The following is a 22,469-nucleotide window of genomic DNA, read 5'->3' on the forward strand; positions in this document are numbered from 1 at the left end:
CTACGGAATAGGGTTACCGCCCACTTTCCGGTTATATATACAAAAGGTAAAAAGAGCACATTTTAGAAAAGAAACAAATTATTGACAATGAACCAAGAGCTATTATATAAATATTTCAAAGGTATTACTTCCATTGAAGAAGAAAAGATGATACTCGACTGGGTAGACGCCTCGGATGAAAACCGGGACACCTTCCTGAAAGAGCGCATGATATATGACATTTCCTTGTTCTCGGACAAACAGGACAACAATGAAAAGAAAACGGTGCGCATCATGCCGATGCTCCGCTGGACGGCCCGCATAGCCGCCGTCACCATTGTCGCCATAGCCGGTTATTTCATCACCTCCGACTTTCTATATAACAAGGAGGTACAATTGCAAACAGTCACCGTGCCTGCCGGACAACGGGCGCAGATTACCCTTGCCGATGGAACGCGCGTATGGCTGAACTCCAAGTCTACCATGAAATATGCCGCCAACTTCGGACGCAACGAACGGAATGTGGAGCTGGACGGAGAGGCCTACTTTGAAGTAGCCAAAAACAAGAGTATCCCATTCTATGTACATACAGAAACGAACAAGGTAAAAGTTGTAGGAACGAGTTTCAATGTTTGTGCCTATAGTGGGAGTCATGAGTTCGGAACCACATTGGTAGAAGGTGTCGTCGATATCTATCCGGCCAACAGCAGCCAGATAATCACCAGGTTGCAGAAAGACGAGGTATTTCTCAATGAAAATGGAAAATGCAGAAAGACCGTCCTTCCTTCCTATGAATATCTACGCTGGAAAGAGGGACTATACTGTTTTGACGACGCCCCATTCAGCGGCATCCTCAGTAGACTGGAGAAATACTATAACGTAAAAATAACCGTTGCCAGTCCCCAACTGCTGAACTACAGCAGCTTTACCGGCAAGTTCAGAGAGCAGGACGGTGTCGAACACATACTGCGGACCATCTCGAAAGACCATCCTTTCAAGTTCCGCATCAACGAAGAAAAGGACTCAATTGTTATATATGAGTAAGAAAAAAGATCGGAAAGTACCCCCATACTTTCCGATCCGAAACAGTCAAAAATCGACCTTAATCAATTTATTAACTTAACACAGTGACAAAGATATGAGAAAAATTTTGTTGATGAGGCTTTTTTATCTAAAAAAATTAGATTTTAAGCAATTATTGCAAACCTATGAAAATCACATTATTCCTTCTCCTGCTTGTTATATTTCAGGTATACAACGGGAACTGCTACTCTCAGAATGCCAGGGTCAGCATTCAAAATGCCCGGCTGAGGGTAGGGCAAGTTCTCGAGCAAATTGAGTCGCAAACAGAATACTTATTTGTATATAACAAACAGAACGTCGATGTACACCGTACCGTCGACATCCATGCAAGTAACCAAACTGTTTCCGAAGTACTTGACCAAATGTTCAAAGGGACAGACATCAAGTATGTGATGGAAGGCAAAAACATCGTTTTAACCAAAAACAGCAGGAGTGCTGAGGATAAGACAGACACTCTGCAGGAAATGGCTACTGTAAGAGGAAAGGTGACGGACTCCAGAGGTGAACCGATTATCGGTGCCAACATTCTTGAAAAAGGGACCGCCAATGGTGTTATCACCAATACCGAAGGAGAATTTAGCATGAATATCCCTCCTTATGCCACTATTGTCGTATCCTACATCAGTTATGAACCGCAAACCATTGCCCTGAACGGTAGAAACAATCTCCACATCCGGATGGAAGAAAAGAACCTCACCCTGGAGCAGGTAGTGGTAACCGCCATGGGTATCCAGAAGAAAATGTCCTCATTGACCTATTCTACCCAACAGATAAGCAGCAGTGAGCTGACCCGTGCCAAAGAACCGAACATGATTAATACACTGGCAGGAAAGACGGCCGGAGTACAAATCAACAAAACCGCCAATTTAGGAGGTTCTGCCAAAGTCGCCATCCGCGGTGCACGCTCTGCATTTGCCAGCGGCAACAACCAGCCCTTGTACGTAATTGACGGTGTTCCTATGCTGAACAGCTCAACAGAATCCACCTCCACCGTAATCGGCGGTAACAACGATGGATTGAACCGTGATGCCGGTGATGGGATTTCCAACCTGAATCCGGACGATATAGAAAGCATAAACATCCTGAAAGGTTCTTCTGCCGCCGCACTTTATGGCTCGCAGGCAGCTAATGGTGTCATTCTGATCACCACTAAAAAGGGAAAAGCCGGACTGCAGCGCGTTACATTCTCCTCCAACCTGACCGTGAGTCACGCCATCAGTACCCCCGAATTCCAAAATACATACGGTCGCAACGAAGATGGCGGTACGGCAAGCTGGGGTACAAAAAGCAATGTAACCGACTATGACAACATAGGCGAGTTCTTCAGCAATGGCATCACGACTTTCAATTCGCTGGCCATCACTACCGGAAATGAAAAAGTACAAACTTATTTCTCATACGCTAACACCACGGCTAAAGGAATTGTGGACAACAACAAGCTACAGAAGAATAACCTAAACCTACACGAAACGGCCAGCCTCTTCAACAACAAGCTGAAACTGGACGGCATTGCAACACTAATAACCCAAACCGTCAAGAACTCCCCTGCTACCGGCGGCTATTATCTGAATCCGCTGGTCAGCTTGTACAGTTTCCCACGTGGCGTAGATATGAGCACTTACAGAGAAAACTTTGAAACGTGGAATGCCGACCGCAATATGATGACACAAAACTGGATTGAAAAGAATGGAGATGGTACCGTCAGTGAATGGGGACAGAATCCCTACTGGTTGAAAAAACGCGTGCTCAGTAGCAACAAGCGATATCGCGCTATCGCATCGGCCAGCGCCAATCTGCACATTACGGATTATTTCAGCCTGCAGGCACGGGGTAATGTGGATTATATCAGTGATAAATTCGACAATAAGATGTATGCCACTACAGCTCCCAACATCGCCGGCAAATACGAGGACAAGGAAAACGGACGTTACATCTGGTCGGACAGCCAAGAAATCCAAGTCTACGGTGACGTAATGGCCTTGTTCAACAAGGAATTTGATGACTTCTCCCTCAACACGGCACTGGGTGCCAGCATCAACATGAGTAAAGTCAACTCCCTGACAATAGACTCAAGGCTTGCTTCCCTCTACAAACCGAATGTATTTACCGTCCCCAATGTAGTGATGGACTCCAAAGCAGCCGTAAACCAGAGCATCGACAGCAAACGCACGCTCCAATCAGTATTTGCCACCATGCAGTGGGGCTGGAAAGGATTACTATACCTGGACATTACCGCACGTAACGACTGGTCATCCACACTGGCCTACACGGACAGCAAGAATACCGGATTCTTCTATCCCTCCATAGGGGCTACCTGGATTCTTAACAAAGCCTGCTCCCTACCCCAATGGATAAGTTTTGCCAAAGTGCGCGCTTCGTGGGCGGAAGTCGGTAATGACCTTCCGATAGGAATCACCAATCCGGTAGACATCATCATGGTAGGCGGCAGTATCAATGTAAATACCGTAGAACAGCGTGGTGACCTAAAACCGGAAATCAGCAGCTCCATCGAATTCGGTACAGAATGGCGTTTCTTCCACCACCGATTCGGGATGGACTTCACTTGGTATCAGACCAATACCAAGAATCAGTTATTGAGAATGGACAACCCCACGGGCTCCACCTACAAATACCGGTATGTCAATGCCGGAAAAATACGCAACCAAGGCTTTGAGCTGACGGTAGACGCCACTCCGCTACTATACAGAAACTTTTCGTGGAAGAGTCTCATCAACATGTCCGCCAACAAAAACAAAGTAGTGACCCTGCATCCTGACTATCCGGAATTTTCCTACTACGAAGAAGGTTTCAATGCTGGCTATCAGATGCGCGTCAAAGAAGGAGGTAGCCTGGGGGATATTTATGGAAATGCTTTCCGCCGTAATGAGGATGGCAGCATCATGGTTGATGAAACCAGCAAAAGGCCTTTGGGAAATACCGGAAACAAGGATTTGCTTGGGAATGCCAATCCTGACTTCACGATGGGATGGAGCAATACACTTACCTACAAAGACCTGGAGCTCTATTTCCTGATAGATTTCCGCTTCGGCGGCGAAGTCATGTCACTGACACAGTCCGAACTGGATGCCAACGGCGTGACCAAAGTCACCGAAGAGGCCCGAACCCGGGGATATGTAGAATACCAAGGACAGAAGTTCAACGACCCGAGAGCATTCTACAGTGCAGTAGGCGGCAGAAATGCCATCTCCGAATATTATATGTACGACGCAACCTGCATCAGACTCCGTGAAGTATCACTGAGCTATTCTTTCCCGAAAACGATACTGGAAAATAGCAGATTCATAAAGGGAATCGACGTATCATTGGCAGCGCGCAACTTGTGCTTTTTCAAGAAGGAAGCACCGTTCGACCCCGATGCAGTGATGTCCGTAGGCAACAACAATCAAGGAGTAGACGTGTTTGGCATGCCTACTACCCGGAATATCGGCTTTAACCTAAGATTTACCTTTTAAAATGAATACCTTATGAAAAACAAGTGCATCATATTCCTTTTCTGCCATAGCATGCTGCTGCTTACAGCTTGTACCGGTGGTTTTGAGAATGACAACGAAATCAAAGGAGGTTTCTCGGATGACAAAAAGGAAATAGACTTCCAGAACTTGACTGCTCCATTCGAACCCATACAGTCGGGTATCTACTTCAATATAGGTTCTGTAGGCTTGAACTGGGTATGGCAGATGACACAATCCCTAAACCACGACATGTTCTCCGGCTACTTCATGGACCCTATTCCTAAATTCATGAAATCCAACGCCTGCTACAACCTGAACTCCGGCTGGACCAATGCTGCATGGCAATATACTTACGGATATGTCTACACGGAAGTGCAGAAGGCAGAAAAGAACTTTTATGGCAATGACAACCTGAAAGGCTATCTCGGCATTACTGAAATCTTGAAAGTAGAACTGATGCACCGCATTGCCGATACATATGGTCCGCTGGTCTACCACCAATTGGGTGAGGTACCCCGGGTTTACGGACTGCAGGAAGCCTATACACGTTTCTTTGCAGACCTGGACGAAGGGCAGCAATTGATAAGGGAATACCTGGACGAAGGAGGTGACAACAACAAATTCAAAGAGTATGATATGCTGACCAACGGCAAGACCTTGAAGGACTGGTTGAAGTTTGCCAACTCACTGCGTTTGCGCCTTGCCATGCGCATCTCCAATGTGGATGCAACTCTTGCCAAAGACCAAGCAACCAAAGCACTGAATGACAATCAAGGTGTACTGGAAGGTGCAAGGGAAACCATCGCTGTAATGGGCAAGAACTATATCAATCCTTTGTGTGCCGTTGCCGGTTGGGGTGAAGTCTACATGAATGCCTCGATGGAATCCATTGTCAACGGTTATGAGGACCCGCGTGGCAAGAAATGGTATAACACCGCCCTGCTCGAAGGTTGTAGAGAGCAATTGTTAGGCATTCCCATCGGCTTACCCATGAAAGACGGTGACGCCAACATTTACAGTTCCTGCTCTTCCCTCAGCACAAGCACCATCGGCGAAAAGACCGGAGCCGTATTGATGAGTGCGGCAGAAGTCTGGCTACTCAGGGCCGAAGCAGCCCTCCGCGGCTATACCAAAGAAAATCCCCGCACATGCTATGAATACGGTGTAAGTACTTCATTTACACAATGGGACTGTGCCGGTGCCTCCGAATATCTGGAAAGCAATAAAACCCCTGCCGATTATAAAGATGTAGTCTCAGGCGGCAAGGTGGGCAAGGACATGAAAGCCTTGATTACCATCTCCCCAAAATGGGAAGAAGATGCAGACATAGAGACAAAACTCGAAAAGATTATTACCCAGAAGTGGCTGGCATGCTGGCCCGAAAGTTATGAGGCATGGGCCGAGCAACGCCGTACCGGATACCCAAAACTTTTCAAGGTCCAAAGCAACACCGGAAAAGTGATTGATACGGATATCATGATCCGCCGCCTTCCGTTCTCGACGGACGCCGCCACTGCCGACCCGGCACAATACGCCACCCTCACGGAAAAACTGGGTGGCGCAGACAATGGCGCCACCCGCCTTTGGTGGGATACGGGGAAAAACTCTTTTTAGAACAGACTCCACGCAACCGTAAGCCCTGCCATCACAATGGCTACCATGCTCATCAGCTTGATCAGGATATTCAAACTCGGACCGGATGTGTCCTTGAACGGGTCTCCTACGGTGTCACCCACGACTGTAGCTTTGTGGACTTCACTGCCTTTGCCGCCAAAGTTGCCTTCTTCCACATATTTTTTGGCATTATCCCATGCACCACCGGCATTTGCCATGAAGATAGCAAGCACGAAACCGCTACTCAATCCGCCAATCAGCAGGCCGAGCACACCGGGAACACCGAAAATAAGTCCCGTCGCAATCGGAGTAATGATAGCTATCAGTGACGGAACCACCATCTCGCGTTGCGCCCCTTTCGTCGAGATTGCCACACAACGCTCATAATCAGGCTCCGTCTCTCCCGTAAGGATTCCCTTGATTTCGCGAAACTGGCGGCGCACTTCGTCTACCATATGGGCCGCCGCACGACCTACCGCATTCATCGTCAATCCACAGAAAAGAAATGCCATCATCGAACCCAGGAACATACCGGAAAGAACTTTTGGATTCATCAACGTCACATCATAGTGATGCATAAAGTCGAAGAAAGTGGCATCTTGAAGAGCCACGGCATCGCCATGAGGAAGCGACAATTCGGTAGCCCCGAGGCGGGTCAGCCCAATACGGATTTCCTCGACATAAGAGGCCAGCAAAGCCAATCCCGTCAAAGCGGCGGAACCGATGGCAAAGCCTTTGCCCGTAGCAGCTGTAGTATTACCCAAAGAGTCGAGCGCATCGGTACGCTTGCGCACCTCCTCACCCAGACCGGACATTTCCGCATTGCCACCCGCGTTGTCGGCTATCGGTCCGTAAGCATCTGTAGCAAGCGTGATGCCCAATGTAGAAAGCATACCTACCGCAGCAATGCCAATACCATAGAGCCCCAGACCCACATTAGAGAAGTCGAAGCCCGAAGCAAAGAGATAAGAAGCAATAATACCCATCACCACGGCAATCACCGGAATAGCCGTAGATAGCATTCCCAAGCCTATACCGGAAATTATAACTGTTGCCGGACCAGTCTTTCCGCTTTCACTCAGCTTTTGGGTAGGACGGTAGGATTGGGAAGTATAGTATTCCGTAGAACGCCCAATAATAATGCCTACTATCAAACCTACTATCACGGAGCAGGAAATCCACAGCCAATTGTCCAGTTTCAGCAACCACAAGATAAAGAAAGTGGCAATGACTATCAGAATAGAGCTGAGATTAGTACCGAAAGCCAGTGAGTTCAGCAAGTCCTTCATCTTCGCATTCTCTTTGGTACGCACGGAGAAGATGCCAATAATGGAAAGCAATATTCCGACGGCTGCAATCAGCATCGGAGCGATTACGGCCTTGAACTGCATCAGCGTATCACCCGAGTGGATAAAAGCCGCAGCACCGAGGGCAGCCGTAGCAAGGATAGAACCGCAATAACTTTCGTACAAATCAGCCCCCATACCTGCCACGTCGCCTACATTGTCGCCTACATTATCCGCAATCGTGGCAGGATTACGCGGGTCGTCTTCGGGGATACCGGCTTCCACCTTTCCCACAAGGTCGGCACCTACATCGGCAGCTTTTGTATAGATACCGCCACCTACGCGTGCAAACAATGCCTGCGTGGAAGCGCCCATGCCGAAAGTCAGCATGGTAGTGGTAATGATGCAGAGTTTATGGGTGGGAGTCATTACATCTTCCGGAATTACAGCATTCAGCAACAGATACCAGAAAGATATATCAAGCAAGCCAAGGCCAACCACTACCAGTCCCATCACCGCACCGCTACGGAAAGCCACGCGTAGTCCGGCATTCAGCGATGTGCGTGCCGCATTGGCAGTGCGAGCCGATGCGTAGGTGGCCGTCTTCATACCCAGAAAACCGGAAAGTCCGGAAAAGAATCCTCCGGTAAGGAAAGCAACCGGTACCCAGGAGTTCTGCACTCCGAAACCGTATGCCATAATGGAGAAAAGGATAACCAGCCCCAGAAATACCCAGCCCACAATCTTGTATTGTTGGCGGAGGTAAGACATAGCACCTTTGCGCACAGCAGCGGCAATCTTAATCATCTGAGGGGTACCCTCACTTTCTTTCATCATCTGACAATGGAAATACCAGGCAAAGTAAAGTGCCAGAACGGAAGCGGCTGGAACCAGCCAAAATAGGATTTGGTCCATAGCATTTATTCATATTAAAAGGTTGAACGAAAGCCTAAAATTATTGATTTGAAGCGAAATATGCAAACAATTAGGCTCTTTTATGCACTAGTTCCATTTCTATAAATAATAAAGACCTCTATCTATAAAAAAATAGATGATGTATCCCCCTAAAATGTATCGTTCATTCTTGGGAAACACATCATCTGTTCAGGTCAAATACATCATCTGTTCGATTAAAATAGATGATGTATTTTATTATTCCACCGTTACAGCCGTACCGCAGGCTGTAACCATCAGCATGCTGCCACTACCTCCTACCGTTTCATAATCCAGATCTACACCAATCACGGCATTGGCACCCATAGCACGGGCATTTTCCTGCATCTCACGCAAAGCTGTCTCCTTAGCTTCGCGTAGCACTTCTTCATAAGAGCCGCTTCTCCCACCTACCACGTCACGGATGCTGGCAAAAAAATCGCGGAATACATTGGCACCGATAATCGTCTCACCGGAAACGATGCCATAATAGCGGGTGATACGTCCACCCTCAATAGTCGGGGTTGTTGTTACTAACATAATTCATTTTTTTTAGTTGTTGATATATTAGACGCAAGGAATGGAAGAAAGGTTGCAAAGCTTTGCTTGGGTCAGAACATCCGGCTGACACGAACTATACCTGCCACCAGCGCATCTATCTCCTCCCGGGTATTGTAAAGTCCGAAAGATGCACGCACCGTTCCTTCGATACCAAGACGCTGCATCAATGGTTGGGCACAATGATGTCCCGTGCGTACGGCAATGCCAAGACGGTCGAGCAATGTACCCATATCAAAATGATGGATATCACCTACCAGAAACGATATGACACTACCCTTGTCTTCTGCCTCGCCGAAGATACGCATACCGGGAATCTCTTCCAGCCGTTGCATGGCATACTGGGTCAATTCGTGTTCATAGGCGGCAATCTTGTCCATCCCAACCAGCGAAACATAGTCCAAAGCTTTGGCAAGTCCGGTAGTACCGATATAATCCGGCGTACCGGCTTCAAACTTGAACGGCAATTCATTGAAGGTAGTCTTTTCAAAAGAGACATGCTGAATCATCTCTCCACCACCCTGATAGGGAGGTATCCTATCCAGCCACTCCTCTTTACCATAAAGCACCCCTACTCCCGTAGGACCATACACCTTGTGAGCGGAGAAAACGAAGAAGTCGGCATCCAAGTCCTGCACATCCACCGGCATGTGGGGAATGGACTGGGCACCGTCCACAAGCACCGGAACACCCTGCTCATGGGCAAAAGCAATCATCTCCTTGACGGGATTGACCGTGCCCAGCACATTGGAAACATGTGCCACACTGACAATCCTGGTACGTTCGGAGAACAACTGCCTATATTCGTCCAATAAGAGTTCGCCCTTGTCATTCATCGGAATCACTTTGATGGCTATTCCACGCTTGGCGGCAAGCAGCTGCCAGGGAACAATGTTACTATGGTGCTCCATCACAGAAAGAATCACCTCATCCCCCTCCTGCATAAATTCCTCACCAAAGCTGGAGACAAGCAGGTTGATACTCTCCGTCGTACCACGGGTAAAGACAATCTCATTCGTACTACGGGCATTGATGAAACGTCGCACCGTCTCACGCGAGGCCTCGTGCAGCTCTGTAGCCTGCTGCGAAAGGAAGTGCACCCCGCGATGCACATTGGCATTCACCGAATAGTATTCGTCCGTAATGGCATCTACTACCTGGCGGGGTTTCTGCGTAGTCGCGCCGTTGTCCAGATAGACCAACGGCTTGCCATATACCTCACGGGAAAGGATGGGGAAATCAGCTCGAAGCCTCTCCCCCAGCCCCTCCCCCGTAGGGAGGGGAGCCAAGATACTACTCTTATTTATATCGTTGTTCATAATGAATCGAAATTATAAGCTATCACTTGCAGATGGCACATCCCTGGCATTTGTTCAGTTCTCCCCGGAAACGCTTCTCTACCAGCAGATGCAGACGGTCCTTCAAAGCATCCAAACGGACGGTGTCGATGACTTCGTTGACAAAAGCGAACATCAGCAGCAGGCGCGCCTCACGCACCGGGATACCACGCTGCCGCATATAGAAGAGAGCGCTTTCATCGAGCTGCCCCACCGTAGCACCATGACTGCACTTCACGTCATCTGCATAAATCTCCAGCTGAGGTTGGGTGTACATATGCGCATCGCGGGTAGCACAAAGATTGCGGTTGGTCTGTTGCGAACTGGTGTGCTGTGCGTCAGGGCGCACTAAAACAAGACCGGCAAAGGCACCTACAGCCTGCTCGTCAAGGACATACTTATAAAGCTCATTGCTGGTACAGTTGGGCACAGCATGGTCGATAGTCGTATGATTGTCCACATGTTGGTTCTTGTCTGCAATGGCCATACCGCACAGATTCAGTTCCGCATGTTCACCGGCGAGCGTCACACGGGTTGTATTCCGCGTAGTTCCGTTGTGCAGGGTCATACCATTCAGCAGTACATTGCTATTGGCTTCCTGCCTTACATACATATTGCTGATACGCACCGTACTGGTGTGGGTCTCCTCCAGTTCATAAAAATCGAAAACAGCATTTTCACCGGCAAAAATTTCTATTACCTGCGTTGCCAGGAAGTTCACACTGTCCATTGCATGGTCACATACTAGCAAGCGGGCTTGCGCCCCCTCCTCCAGGATAACCAGCACACGACGATTTATCATAAAATTGACGTCACCACGCAGGATATTCACCAACTGAATAGGTTTCTCTACCACCACATTCTTAGGAACATAAAACAGAACGCCGTCTTGTACAAAAGCAGTGTTGAACGCCGTCACACCATCCTCTGCCGTATCAGCCAGCTTACCGTAGTATTTCCTCACCAATTCAGGATTCTGTTCGGCCACTTCCTTCAGGCTACCGAAGATAACCCCCTCAGGCAGATGGGATTTGGGCAAAGCTCTGCCATAGAAAGCATCGTTCACCACAAAATAAAGAGCAGTGCTCATATTGGGAACATCGCACTTGAACACTTCATAAGGATTCACCGGGATTTCCAACCGGTTCAAGTTCAAGCCATAATCCGGCTCAAAGAACTTACTGATATCCGTATATTTATATTTCTCCTCCTTACGGGTAGGAAAGCCCAAGCGCTCAAAGTCGGCAAAAGCAGCTGCACGCGGCGCATTCAGCACCTCGGCACTATGCCGGCATATCATCGCCTCCGTTTGGGAGAAAAGGTCTATATATTGTTGCTCTACACTCATGTTTTCAGATTATGAGTTTATAATTCACTTGCTTCTTTCTTTATCCAATCGAAGCCACGTGTCTCAATCTCCTTCGCCAATTCCGGTCCACCGGTCTTTACGATACGTCCGCCCAGCAATACATGTACCGTATCGGGTTTGATATAGTCCAACAAGCGCTGGTAGTGGGTAATGACCATAGCACTGGTTTCCGCTGTCTTGAGTTTATTGAAACCATCGGCCACAATGCGCAGGGCATCTACATCCAGACCGGAGTCCGTTTCGTCCAGAATGGCGAAAGTCGGTTCCAGCATAGCCATCTGGAATATCTCGTTGCGCTTCTTTTCACCGCCACTGAAACCTTCGTTCACGCTACGGTTAGCAAGCTTATTGTCCAGTTCCACAATGGCACGTTTCTCGCGCATCAGCTTCAGGAACTCGCTGGCCGACAAAGCAGGCAGATGGCGGTACTTGCGTTGCTCATTCACGGCAGCACGCATGAAGTTTACCATCGAAACACCCGGAATCTCTACCGGAGTCTGGAAAGAAAGGAAAATTCCTTCATGCGCACGGTCTTCAGGGCTCATGGCAAGCAAGTCCTTGCCATTAAAGGTGATGGAGCCGCGTGTCACTTCGTAAGCCGGATGGCCTACCAACACATTACTCAACGTACTTTTACCGGCACCGTTCTGTCCCATCAGTGCATGTACTTCTCCATCACGTATGGTCAAGTTGATGCCTTTCAATATTTCTTTGCCATTGATGCTGGCATGTAGGTCTTTTATCTCTAACATCTTTATATTTACTATTTGACTATTTACAATTTACAATTTAATCACCCCACGCTTCCTTCCAGCGAAATGGCAAGCAATTTCTGCGCTTCTACGGCAAACTCCATCGGCAACTTGTTCAGCACTTCCTTGGCATAACCATTCACAATCAGCCCCACGGCATCTTCCGTAGAGATACCGCGTTGGTTGCAGTAGAATATCTGGTCCTCACTAATCTTACTGGTGGTGGCTTCATGCTCCACGATGGCCGTTTCGTTTCGGATGTCCATGTAAGGGAAAGTGTGCGCACCGCATTTGTCGCCAAGCAGCAAGGAGTCGCACTGGCTGTAATTACGGGCATTATCCGCTTTCTGTGCCACGCGTACCAGACCACGGTAAGAGTTCTCACTCTTACCGGCAGAGATACCTTTGCTCACAATAGTGCTACGGGTATTCTTGCCCAGATGAATCATCTTTGTTCCCGTGTCTGCCTGCTGATGGCTATTGGTTACTGCCACACTATAGAACTCCGCTGTCGAATTGTCGCCGGAAAGGATGCAAGACGGATACTTCCAGGTAATGGCTGAGCCTGTTTCCACTTGTGTCCAAGACAGTTTACTGTCCACCCCTTTACAATGGCCACGCTTCGTCACAAAGTTATAGACACCACCCCGGCCCTCGGCATCACCGGGATACCAGTTCTGCACGGTGCTGTATTTCACTTCTGCACGGTCGTGCACCACAATTTCCACAATGGCCGCGTGCAACTGGTTCTCGTCACGCATCGGAGCCGTACACCCTTCCAGATAGGAAACGTACGAATCATCATCCGCCACAATCAAGGTTCTTTCGAACTGCCCCGTATTGCGGGCATTGATGCGGAAATAGGTGGACAACTCCATCGGACAACGTACCCCCTTCGGGATATAGACAAAAGAGCCGTCGGAGAACACCGCCGAGTTCAGTGCCGCAAAGAAGTTGTCGCGATAAGGCACCACCGAACCGAGATATTTCTGTACTAAATCGGGATGCTCGCGTACAGCCTCACTGAATGAGCAGAAGATGATTCCTTTCTCCATCAGCGTCTCCTTGAAGGTAGTCTTTACAGACACCGAGTCCATAACGGCATCCACAGCCATACCGCTCAATGCCATCTGCTCTTCCAGCGGAATGCCCAGTTTATTGAAAGTCTTTATCAACTCAGGGTCCACCTCATCCATGCTCTTCGGGCCCTCCTTCTTCTTCGTAGGGTCAGCATAGTAGGATATGGCCTGATAATCTATTTCGGGAATGCGGAGATGTGCCCATGTAGGCATCTCCAACGTCAGCCAGTGGCGATATGCCTTCAGGCGGAACTCCAGCAACCATTCCGGTTCTCCCTTCTTCTCAGAGATAAGCCGCACAACATCTTCATTCAGCCCACGCTCAATGATGTCCGTATGCACGTCGGTCGTGAAACCATACTTATACTTTTCCTGAGTGAGTTCCTTTACATATTTATTGGGTTCTTCTTGTTGCATCACTTCTATAATTACAAATTATGAATTACAAAATCACGGCTCACGGTATCAGTCAAAGTCTCCGTTTACAATCTGCTCCGTAACCGCCTTTGCCGCGGGAAAGAATATCCCGGCAAACTCTTCCATAGGATAATATAACACTGATTCTTTCTTTTTTGTTTTGCCAATCAGCGTATTGTCTCCGTCTATAAATTCGATGACACCAATCAGCAGGCTCGTCAACAGGAGGTACTTCAAAGCCCCCAGACCGGCTCCCAACCAATGATTGAGCCAGCCCAGCGAGACGGCCTCCATTGCCCGGGTCAGCAGAGAAGCCACCAGGGAGAAGAGCAAGGGAACAGCCAGCCAGATGAGGACAAATGCCAGTACTTGCGCCACTGTCATAGAGTCTGTCAATGTGGGGCACAGCTTCGCTGCCAACGAGGCATACAAAGCCTTTGCTGCCAGCAGACCGACAATCAGCCCCAGCAGAGAGGCCAATTGCTTCACAAAACCTTTCATGAAGCCAATGATTGCGCCCAAGCCAAAAGCTACCAATATGATGATATCTATAATTGCCATAGATTAATGTGATAATGTGGTAATGTGCCAATATGCTAATGAGCAAATGGCTGATATGCAAAATGTGCCAATTGCCCTGCGGCATTTTCTTTACGCGCAGCCAATTGGCACATTAGCATATTTGCACATTATTCAATTATAATGTTTGCTTCACTTCTATTTCTTCGTAAGATTCGATAATATCGCCCACCTTGATGTCGTTGCAATTTGTCAGGCTGATACCGCACTCGAAGTTGGTACCTACCTCCTTCACGTCGTCCTTGAAGCGCTTCAAGGCATTGATGGCACCCGTAAAGATTACGATACCGTCGCGTATCAAGCGGGCCTTGTCGCTGCGTTTCACCTTTCCGGTCTTGACCATGGCACCTGCCACCAGTCCCACCTTCGTGATGTTGAACACCTCGCGCACCTCGATGGTTGCTGTAACCTGCTCCTTCAATGTTGGTGCCAGCATACCTTCCATGGCAGCCTTCACCTCTTCGATGGCATCGTAGATGACGGAGTACTTGCGGATATCCACCCCCTCCTGCTCTGCCATCTTGGCGGCAGCACCCGAAGGACGTACCTGGAAACCGACGATAATCGCATCCGAAGCGGCAGCCAGCGAGACATCCGATTCGGAAATCTGACCGACACCCTTGTGAATTACGTTTACCTGCACCTGCTCCGTAGACAGCTTGATTAAAGAGTCGCTCAACGCTTCCACAGAACCGTCCACGTCACCCTTCACAATCACGTTCAGCTCATGGAAGTCACCCAATGCCAGACGGCGGCCCACTTCGTCGAGCGTCAGCATCTTCTGCGTACGCAGACCTTGTTCACGCTGCAACTGTTCGCGCTTGTTGGCAATCTCGCGTGCTTCCTGCTCCGTCTCGATTACGTGGAACGTGTCGCCAGCAGCAGGCGCACCGTTCAAGCCCAATATCAGGGCAGGTGTAGAAGGACCGGCTTCCTTCATGCGCTGGTTACGCTCGTTGAACATAGCCTTTACCTTACCGTAGTTAGTACCTGCCAGCACGATGTCGCCCATCTTCAAAGTACCGTTGGAAACAAGCACCGTAGCCACATAGCCACGCCCCTTATCCAATGAGGACTCAATGATGGAACCGGTAGCACGGCGGTTCGGGTTTGCTTTCAGCTCCAGCATTTCCGCTTCGAGCAACACTTTCTCCATCAGCTCGGGTACACCGATACCCTTTTTGGCAGAGATATCTTGCGACTGATACTTACCGCCCCACTCTTCCACCAGGAAGTTCATGGCAGCCAGCTCTTCCTTAATCTTGTCGGGGTTGGCAGTCGGTTTATCAATCTTATTGATTGCAAATACGATGGGAACACCCGCAGCCATGGCATGGTTGATGGCTTCCTTTGTCTGCGGCATCACGTTGTCGTCAGCAGCCACAATGATAATGGCAATATCCGTAGCTTTGGCACCACGGGCACGCATGGCAGTAAACGCTTCGTGACCCGGAGTATCGAGGAATGTAATCTTACGCCCGTCGTCCAGCGACACGTGGTAGGCACCGATGTGCTGTGTGATACCACCCGCTTCACCGGCAATCACATTCGCCTTACGGATATAGTCGAGCAATGAAGTCTTACCGTGGTCTACGTGCCCCATCACCGTTACAATCGGAGCGCGAGGTTCCAAATCTTCCTCATCATCCTCTTCCTCTACGATGGCCTGCGCCACTTCTGCACTTACATATTCTGTCTTGAAACCGAATTCCTCAGCCACCAGGTTGATGGTCTCGGCATCCAGACGCTGGTTGATGGATACCATCATACCAATACTCATACAAGTGGCAATGACCTGAGTAACTGAAACATCCATCATGCTTGCCAACTCATTGGCCGTCACGAATTCCGTAATCTTCAGTACCTTGCTTTCTGCCATCTCCATGTCTTCCAATTCCTGCATACGGCTGGAAGCCATGTCACGTTTCTCCTTACGATACTTGGCACCTTTGTTCTTTCCTTTGGAAGTGAGGCGTGCCAAAGTTTCCTTTACCTGCTTTGCTACATCTTCCTCGCTAACCTCCTGCTTGATGACCGGCTTCTTGAAGCGGTCCTTATTGCGGTTGCGGTTATTATTGGCATTGTTTCCACCAGGCTGGTTTCCACCTTGCGGGCGGCCCCCCTGACCTTGCTGGGCACCTGCGTGTCCACGATCGTTACCACCACGTTGGAAGTTGGAAGCATTGTTGATGTCCACTTTCTCCTTATTGATACGGACACGTTTCTTTTTGCCATTGGCATCGCCGGCAGCGGTATCCTTCAGCTTGCTATCATCACGGCGGATTTCCTTGATGATAGCTTCCTTCATCTGCTTCTTCTGATCCTGGCGAATCTTTTCCTTCTCTTCACGCTCCTTGCGTTTCTCCTCTTTCGATTTCTTCTTCGGACGTGTGGACTGGTTCAAGGCAGCCAGGTCTATCTGTCCGATGACATTAATCTTCGAAACAAACTCAGGCTGATGTATCTTGAAGATTTCTTCCCCTTCTTCTTTCCCCTCTTTTTCAACCGGTGCTTCTTCAGCCGCCGGTGCGGGAGCAGGCGCTTCTATCATTTCTTCCTTTTTAGATTCTTGTTGAGCCTCTGACACCGGAGCAGGCTCTTCCTTGACAACGGGTTGGGGCTGCGGTTCCGAAACGGATTGCAGTTCGGGTTCAGATGCCGGCTGTATCTCCGGTTGAGGAGCTGGTTCCGGTTTCGGTGTTTCTACAACTGCCGGTTCCTCCACCTTTTTCTCTTCTATTGCTTTTTCCGTTTCTTTCTCTTTTTCTTGAGCAGGAGCAGGTCTACGGTTCAGTTTGTCCAAATCAATCTTGCCTACCGGCTTGAACTTCGGACGTACGTCTTCCGGAACAACCGTCTTAATCTCCTCGGGCTTCGCTTTCTCTTGCGTTTCCTTATAGCCGTCAATAGACACGGACGCCTTGTTGCGGTCCTTGCTCTGACGTTCCTGGCTGAAACGCTCCGACTTTATCTTAAGGTCCTTATCTGTACTAAACTCCTTTTTGAGCAGTTCGAACTGTTCATCCGTAATTTTTGTGTTCGGATTTGCCTCAACGGTAAATCCCTTCTTTTGCAGGAACTCGACAGCCGTCGTAATTCCTACATTTAAATCTCTTGTTACTTTGTTTAACCTTATCGTCATACTAATTTAATGAATTAATGTGCCAATATGCTAATGTGCTAATTGGCTGAGAAAAAAGGAGTGTGCACTTCATCCGATATGCTATCTGCATTGGCACATTAGCATACTACCCACATTACCACATTACTGCTCCTCCTCTTCAAACTCTTGTTTCAAAATGCGCAATACCTCGTCCACCGTCTCTTCTTCGAGGTCCGTCTTCTCAATCAACATCTCACGGGGAGCGTTCAACACAGCCTTAGCCGTATCGATACCGATAGCCTTGATGGCATCGATAACCCAACCGTCTATTTCATCACGGAATTCGTCCAAGTAGATGTCTTCATCCTCTATGGCCTCATCCAACTCACGGAACACGTCGATGGTGTACTCAGTCAACATACTGGCAAGCTTGATATTCAAACCGCCTTTACCGATAGCCAGCGACACCTCTTCGGGTTTCAAGAACACTTCAGCCTTGCGTTCTTCCTCGTTCAAGCGGATGGAAGAAATCTTGGCAGGGCTCAAGGCACGCTGTATAAACAACTGGATATTCGACGTATAGTTGATAACGTCGATATTCTCGTTGCGAAGCTCGCGGACGATACCATGAATACGGCTACCCTTCACGCCCACGCAGGCACCTACCGGGTCGATACGGTCATCGTAGCTCTCAACGGCAATCTTGGCACGCTCGCCAGGGATGCGGGCAATCTTCTTGATGGTAATCAGTCCGTCATTGATTTCGGGTACTTCCATCTCGAACAGACGTTGCAGGAAGACGGGCGACGTACGGCTCAGGATAATCTTCGGATTATTATTCTTGTTGTCCACACGTGCCACTACGGCGCGGGCGGTCTCGCCCTTGCGGTAGAAGTCACTCGGTATCTGTTCGGTCTTGGGCAGCAACAGTTCGTTGCCTTCATCATCGAGCAGCAGCATCTCTTTCTTCCAAATCTGGTAGACTTCCGCATTGATGATGGTACCCACTTTATCAATGTATTTGTTGTAAATACTATCTTTCTCCAGTTCCAATATCTTGGAGGCCAGTGTCTGGCGCAAGTTCAAGATGGCACGGCGACCGAAGTTCGCGAAGATAACTTCATCCGTCACTTCCTCGCCCACTTCATAAGAAGCATCAATCTTTTGTGCTTCGGACAATGCAATCTGCAGGTTCGGGTTTTCCAAATCCTCGTCTGCCACTACCTCACGGTTACGCCATATTTCGAAGTCACCCTTGTCCGGGTTTACAATTACGTCGTAATTCTCATCGGTACCGAACATTTTCGCAATCACACTACGGAACGACTCCTCGAGTACGCTTACCATCGTGGTTCTGTCGATATTCTTCAGTTCCTTAAATTCCGAAAATGTATCTATCAAGCTGACAGTTTCTACTTTCTTGGCCATAGTCTTATTTAAAACTGATTAAGTATTTAGTGTATTTTATCTCTTCATACGCAAAGGTCAAGTCTTCATCCACCAGTTTGGGACGCTTGGCACCTTCCTCTTTCACTTTCTGCTGAATGGTCACGACGAAATGCTGTTCGTCGGCTTCCTTCAACACGCCGCTGAGCTTGCGGCCGTCCTTTGTCAGCACTTCCACTTCCTTGCCGATGTGGTTAATGTACTGCTGCAGTACCTTGAAGGGCTGTCCGATGCCGGCCGAACCGACTTCCAACTCATAATCCTCATCCTCACGGTTCAACTTGGACTCGATGTAGCGGCTCAGCTCTACGCAGTCCTCAATCCAAACACCTTCTTTGTGGTCTATTTCCACCAAAATCTTGTCATCCGGGCTGATTGTCACCTCCACAAGGAAGTAGTCCTTTCCTGCCAGCCACTCGTCAACAATCTGACAAACAGTTTTCTTTTCTATCATAGATTAACCATTAGGAACAAAAAAGAGGAGCTTAATCGCCCCTCCACCTTTCATCCGTTTTCGGTTGCAAAGATATAAATAATCTGTTCGACTACAAAATATTAGAGAAAAAAAGATTGATTTAACGGTTCAAACGGGAATTATATTACAAACACACCCTTTCAACACTTCAAGATAAGGGGTAAAACATATAATCTTATGAGACAGAAGCTTATACTTTATGAAATGAATTATCACGTTCCATACTGCATGAGATGCACATGTCAAGCACAACGAGATGTGCATCTCGGACAACATGAGATGTACATCTCAAGCATACAATCTCTATTGTTTCAGGAAAAGAAGTAAGGAGATACAAACGGAAAGAAGATACTGTTGAAAGACAACGCGGAAAAATAAAAGGCCGATAGCTTGTTTCATGCTATCGGCCCTTTTACTATGGTTCTAAAGGTCTAAAAGACCTTGTCGTATCACTTATTCGGAGTCTCCCACTTCTTGGTATCCGTACAAACCACGTTCACAGTCTGGTCACCCGTCTGGATGCGGAAGTCACCTTTCTCCAGAATCCACTTGCCATCATAGCCTACGAAAGCAAGGTCGGAGCCTTTCAGTTTCAGAGTCACGGTCTTTGTCTCGCCCGGTTTCAGTTCCACTTTCTCGAAAGCGCGAAGACGGCGGGTATCGGGAGTAAGGGAGGCAACGAGGTCACTGCTGAAGAGCAACACGCTCTCCTTGCCGACACGGTCACCGGTATTCTTCACATCTACAGTGAAAGTAAGCACATCATCAGCGGTAAAGTCCGACTTATCCACCTTGAGGTTACTGTATGCAAAAGTAGTATAACTCAATCCATAACCGAACGCCCACTGTACGGACACTTGCGCATCGTAGTTATAAGCACCTTCCATCTGCTTGCCGATGTGTTCGCACGGTTTGTAGTCGTACGTAATCAGAGAGTTGATTTCCTTCGGATAAGTGAAAGGCATCTTTCCGCTGAAGTTGGCGTCGCCGGCAATGAGGTTTGCCAACGCATCACCGCCGTAATTGCCCGGAAGCATAGTATTGACAACAGCCTTAGCCAAAGGCTCGATGTCAGCAATCAGGCGAGGACGGCCTTCATTCAACACCAGAATGATGGGCTTCCCGGTTTTGGCAAGAGCCTTCACCAAATCGAGCTGGTTCTGGGAGAGGAAGAGGTTCGTCAGGTTACCCGGAGTCTCGCAGTAAGAGTTCTCACCGATGCAGGCAACGATGTAGTCGGCACCGGCAGCGGCTGCTACAGCTTTCTCTATCTCCGGAGTGTTTTCTTCCCACCAGTTGCCACCTTGCTTATAAGTGACACCGGCTTCGTAGATGATATTGTCCGCACCGAATTTATTGGTGAAAGCCTCGAGAATGGTATTATATTGACCTGCATGCTCGTCGGCTTTGTCGCCCTGCCATGAATAAGACCAGCCGCCATTGAGGCAACGCATGGAGTTGGCATTCGGACCGGTAACCAGCAGTTTCTTGCCTTTTGCCAACGGCAATATACCGTCTGTATTCTTCAGGAGTACCAAAGACTCTTCGGCAGCCTGCAATGCAGCAGCGGCATGTTCCGCACTACCGAACAACGGGAAGTCTTTCAAGTCATAATAGGGCTTTTCAAATAGGTTGAGACGGCATTTCAAACGCAGCACACGACGCACAGCATCGTCTATACGGCTCATGGGAACTTCACCTTCTTCCACCAGTTCTTTCAAGAGTGTACAGAACTTCCAGTCGTACGGGTCCATAGACATGTCGATACCGGCATTGATGGCGAGCTTGATGGCTTCCTTCTTGTCCTTAGCAATGTGGTCGCGGCTATAAAGGTTGTTGATGTCCGCCCAGTCGGTCACAATCATACCGTCCCAGTTGAGGTCTTCTTTCAGCCACTTGGTCAGCAGCTCATAGTTGGCATGGAAAGGCAGACCGTTGTTCATGGCGGAGTTCACCATCACGGAGAGGGCACCTGCCTTCACCATTTCCAGATAAGGAGCGAAATGCTTCTCACGCATATCCTGCTCGGTGATGGAAGACGGCGTACGGTCCTTACCGGAAACGGGAACACCATAACCCATATAGTGCTTCATACAAGCGGCAACGTTGTTCCCGCCAATCAGGTTGGGGTTCTCTCCCTGGAAACCGATAACGGCTTCACGTCCCATTTCGGCATTGACGTAGGCGTCTTCACCATAGTTTTCCCACATACGCGGCCAGCGCGGGTCACGCCCGAGGTCAGTCACCGGGGCATACGTCCAGGGGATGCTTCCCGCCTTTGTTTCGTAGGCAGAGATACGTGCACCCTCACGTGTCAGTTCACGATTGAAGGTAGCTCCCATATTGACGCCTTGCGGAAAGAAAGTACCGCCCAGCGTATAGGTAGTTCCGTGTATCTGGTCTACACCGTACACACAAGGAATACCCATCACCTCCATGGATTTCTCCTGAATGCGTTTGATGATTTCCTGCCACTTCTCCACGCTCTGTGCCACACCGTTGGGCACGTTCAAGATGGAGCCTACTTTGTATTTTCCGATGACAGAGTCGAGCATCGCCTCGTCCAACTGGAAGCCCTTGGCATTCTCAATGCCTTGGATACGCATATAGAGCTTCATCATCACATCCTGCGAAGGCATCTCCTTGCCCAGCTTGAATTCCTTTTCAAGCTTGTATCTCTTGATGATTTTTTGCAGGTCCTTCACCGTGATGTTCTTCGGGTCGAGGCCGGCAAAGGGATTGGCGCGTTTCTGCAGGAGGTCGATAGTGAGTTCGCACATCTGACCGACTTTCTCGTCAAGCGTCATCTTCTTCAGCAAAGTCTCAATCTGCTGTTCTATTTTCTCGTCTCTTGGAATGGCAGGCGCAACAGTGGTCTGCGCCGTAGCAGTAAGTACTAACCCTGATAGGGCTAAAGATAAGATTAACTTTTTACTCATGGTTGTGATATTGGTTTATAATAGTTGCACTATCTGTTTATACGAGG

Annotated in this window: 14 protein-coding genes; 3 read left to right on the forward strand and 11 right to left on the reverse strand. The window is 48.7% G+C overall.

Going from position 1 to position 22,469, the window contains the following annotated elements; translation table 11 throughout:
* Nucleotides 1–87 precede the first annotated feature (87 nt).
* The 3 genes from DWY57_RS10570 (at nt 88) to DWY57_RS10580 (ending at nt 6,149) form a co-directional block, all read left to right on the forward strand.
* A complete protein-coding gene (locus tag DWY57_RS10570) occupies nt 88–1,023 on the forward strand; it encodes a FecR family protein (RefSeq protein ID WP_119961719.1) in 936 nt (311 codons plus the stop codon).
* A gap of 164 nt (nt 1,024–1,187) precedes the next feature.
* Complete coding sequence (locus DWY57_RS10575) at nt 1,188–4,535, forward strand: SusC/RagA family TonB-linked outer membrane protein (protein WP_119961720.1); 3,348 nt, start codon at nt 1,188–1,190, stop codon at nt 4,533–4,535.
* A gap of 12 nt (nt 4,536–4,547) precedes the next feature.
* Complete coding sequence (locus DWY57_RS10580; protein ID WP_119961721.1) at nt 4,548–6,149, forward strand: SusD/RagB family nutrient-binding outer membrane lipoprotein; 1,602 nt, start codon at nt 4,548–4,550, stop codon at nt 6,147–6,149.
* Here DWY57_RS10580 and DWY57_RS10585 read toward each other — a convergent pair.
* The 11 genes from DWY57_RS10585 to DWY57_RS10635 form a co-directional block, all read right to left on the reverse strand.
* A complete protein-coding gene (locus DWY57_RS10585) occupies nt 6,146–8,350 on the reverse strand; it encodes a sodium-translocating pyrophosphatase (protein ID WP_117599781.1) in 2,205 nt (734 codons plus the stop codon). The two genes, DWY57_RS10580 and DWY57_RS10585, sit on opposite strands and share 4 nt — an antisense overlap.
* Nucleotides 8,351–8,587: 237 nt before the next feature.
* The gene (locus DWY57_RS10590; RefSeq protein ID WP_117599782.1) at nt 8,588–8,908 is read right to left on the reverse strand and encodes a heavy metal-binding domain-containing protein; all 321 of its coding nucleotides are present in this window, start codon (nt 8,906–8,908) and stop codon (nt 8,588–8,590) included.
* 71 nt (nt 8,909–8,979) lie between these two features.
* Nucleotides 8,980–10,245 carry a cysteine desulfurase gene (locus tag DWY57_RS10595; RefSeq protein WP_165853598.1) on the reverse strand — a complete coding sequence of 422 codons (1,266 nt, stop codon included), beginning with the start codon at nt 10,243–10,245 and terminating at the stop codon, nt 8,980–8,982.
* 22 nt (nt 10,246–10,267) lie between these two features.
* Nucleotides 10,268–11,611, reverse strand: coding sequence for a Fe-S cluster assembly protein SufD (sufD, locus tag DWY57_RS10600; protein ID WP_119961722.1), 1,344 nt, complete (start codon nt 11,609–11,611; stop codon nt 10,268–10,270).
* Between the two features lie 17 nt (nt 11,612–11,628).
* Nucleotides 11,629–12,384 (reverse strand): Fe-S cluster assembly ATPase SufC, encoded by a 756-nt coding sequence (gene sufC / locus DWY57_RS10605; protein WP_117588596.1) that lies wholly within the window; start codon nt 12,382–12,384, stop codon nt 11,629–11,631.
* Between the two features lie 41 nt (nt 12,385–12,425).
* Nucleotides 12,426–13,880, reverse strand: coding sequence for a Fe-S cluster assembly protein SufB (gene sufB / locus DWY57_RS10610; protein ID WP_119961723.1), 1,455 nt, complete (start codon nt 13,878–13,880; stop codon nt 12,426–12,428).
* A gap of 48 nt (nt 13,881–13,928) precedes the next feature.
* A complete protein-coding gene (locus DWY57_RS10615) occupies nt 13,929–14,441 on the reverse strand; it encodes a CvpA family protein (protein ID WP_016272036.1) in 513 nt (170 codons plus the stop codon).
* A 136-nt stretch (nt 14,442–14,577) separates the two neighbouring features.
* Entirely contained in the window at nt 14,578–17,601 is a 3,024-nt protein-coding gene (gene infB / locus DWY57_RS10620; RefSeq protein ID WP_117964267.1) for a translation initiation factor IF-2, read from the reverse strand.
* Nucleotides 17,602–17,724: 123 nt separating this feature from the next.
* Nucleotides 17,725–18,990 carry a transcription termination factor NusA gene (gene nusA / locus DWY57_RS10625; protein WP_005824354.1) on the reverse strand — a complete coding sequence of 422 codons (1,266 nt, stop codon included), beginning with the start codon at nt 18,988–18,990 and terminating at the stop codon, nt 17,725–17,727.
* Nucleotides 18,991–18,994: 4 nt separating this feature from the next.
* The gene (gene rimP, locus DWY57_RS10630) at nt 18,995–19,462 is read right to left on the reverse strand and encodes a ribosome assembly cofactor RimP (RefSeq protein WP_119961724.1); all 468 of its coding nucleotides are present in this window, start codon (nt 19,460–19,462) and stop codon (nt 18,995–18,997) included.
* Between the two features lie 470 nt (nt 19,463–19,932).
* On the reverse strand, nt 19,933–22,422 hold the full coding sequence (locus tag DWY57_RS10635; RefSeq protein ID WP_119961725.1) for a glycoside hydrolase family 3 N-terminal domain-containing protein: 2,490 nt from the start codon (nt 22,420–22,422) through the stop codon (nt 19,933–19,935).
* Nucleotides 22,423–22,469 lie beyond the last annotated feature (47 nt).

It is taken from the genome of Bacteroides sp. AF25-5LB (assembly GCF_003602965.1).
In the GTDB taxonomy this organism is placed as follows: Bacteria; Bacteroidota; Bacteroidia; order Bacteroidales; family Bacteroidaceae; genus Bacteroides; species Bacteroides uniformis.

Bases quoted from the DNA above. Each gene is read 5' to 3' on its own strand.
- DWY57_RS10570 (WP_119961719.1), top strand. From the start codon at position 88: ATGAACCAAGAGCTATTATATAAATATTTCAAAGGTATTACTTCCATT.
- DWY57_RS10575 (WP_119961720.1), top strand. From the start codon at position 1,188: ATGAAAATCACATTATTCCTTCTCCTGCTTGTTATATTTCAGGTATAC.
- DWY57_RS10580 (WP_119961721.1), top strand. From the start codon at position 4,548: ATGAAAAACAAGTGCATCATATTCCTTTTCTGCCATAGCATGCTGCTG.
- DWY57_RS10585 (WP_117599781.1), bottom strand. From the start codon at position 8,350: ATGGACCAAATCCTATTTTGGCTGGTTCCAGCCGCTTCCGTTCTGGCA.
- DWY57_RS10590 (WP_117599782.1), bottom strand. From the start codon at position 8,908: ATGTTAGTAACAACAACCCCGACTATTGAGGGTGGACGTATCACCCGC.
- DWY57_RS10595 (WP_165853598.1), bottom strand. From the start codon at position 10,245: ATGAACAACGATATAAATAAGAGTAGTATCTTGGCTCCCCTCCCTACG.
- sufD (WP_119961722.1), bottom strand. From the start codon at position 11,611: ATGAGTGTAGAGCAACAATATATAGACCTTTTCTCCCAAACGGAGGCG.
- sufC (WP_117588596.1), bottom strand. From the start codon at position 12,384: ATGTTAGAGATAAAAGACCTACATGCCAGCATCAATGGCAAAGAAATA.
- sufB (WP_119961723.1), bottom strand. From the start codon at position 13,880: ATGCAACAAGAAGAACCCAATAAATATGTAAAGGAACTCACTCAGGAA.
- DWY57_RS10615 (WP_016272036.1), bottom strand. From the start codon at position 14,441: ATGGCAATTATAGATATCATCATATTGGTAGCTTTTGGCTTGGGCGCA.
- infB (WP_117964267.1), bottom strand. From the start codon at position 17,601: ATGACGATAAGGTTAAACAAAGTAACAAGAGATTTAAATGTAGGAATT.
- nusA (WP_005824354.1), bottom strand. From the start codon at position 18,990: ATGGCCAAGAAAGTAGAAACTGTCAGCTTGATAGATACATTTTCGGAA.
- rimP (WP_119961724.1), bottom strand. From the start codon at position 19,462: ATGATAGAAAAGAAAACTGTTTGTCAGATTGTTGACGAGTGGCTGGCA.
- DWY57_RS10635 (WP_119961725.1), bottom strand. From the start codon at position 22,422: ATGAGTAAAAAGTTAATCTTATCTTTAGCCCTATCAGGGTTAGTACTT.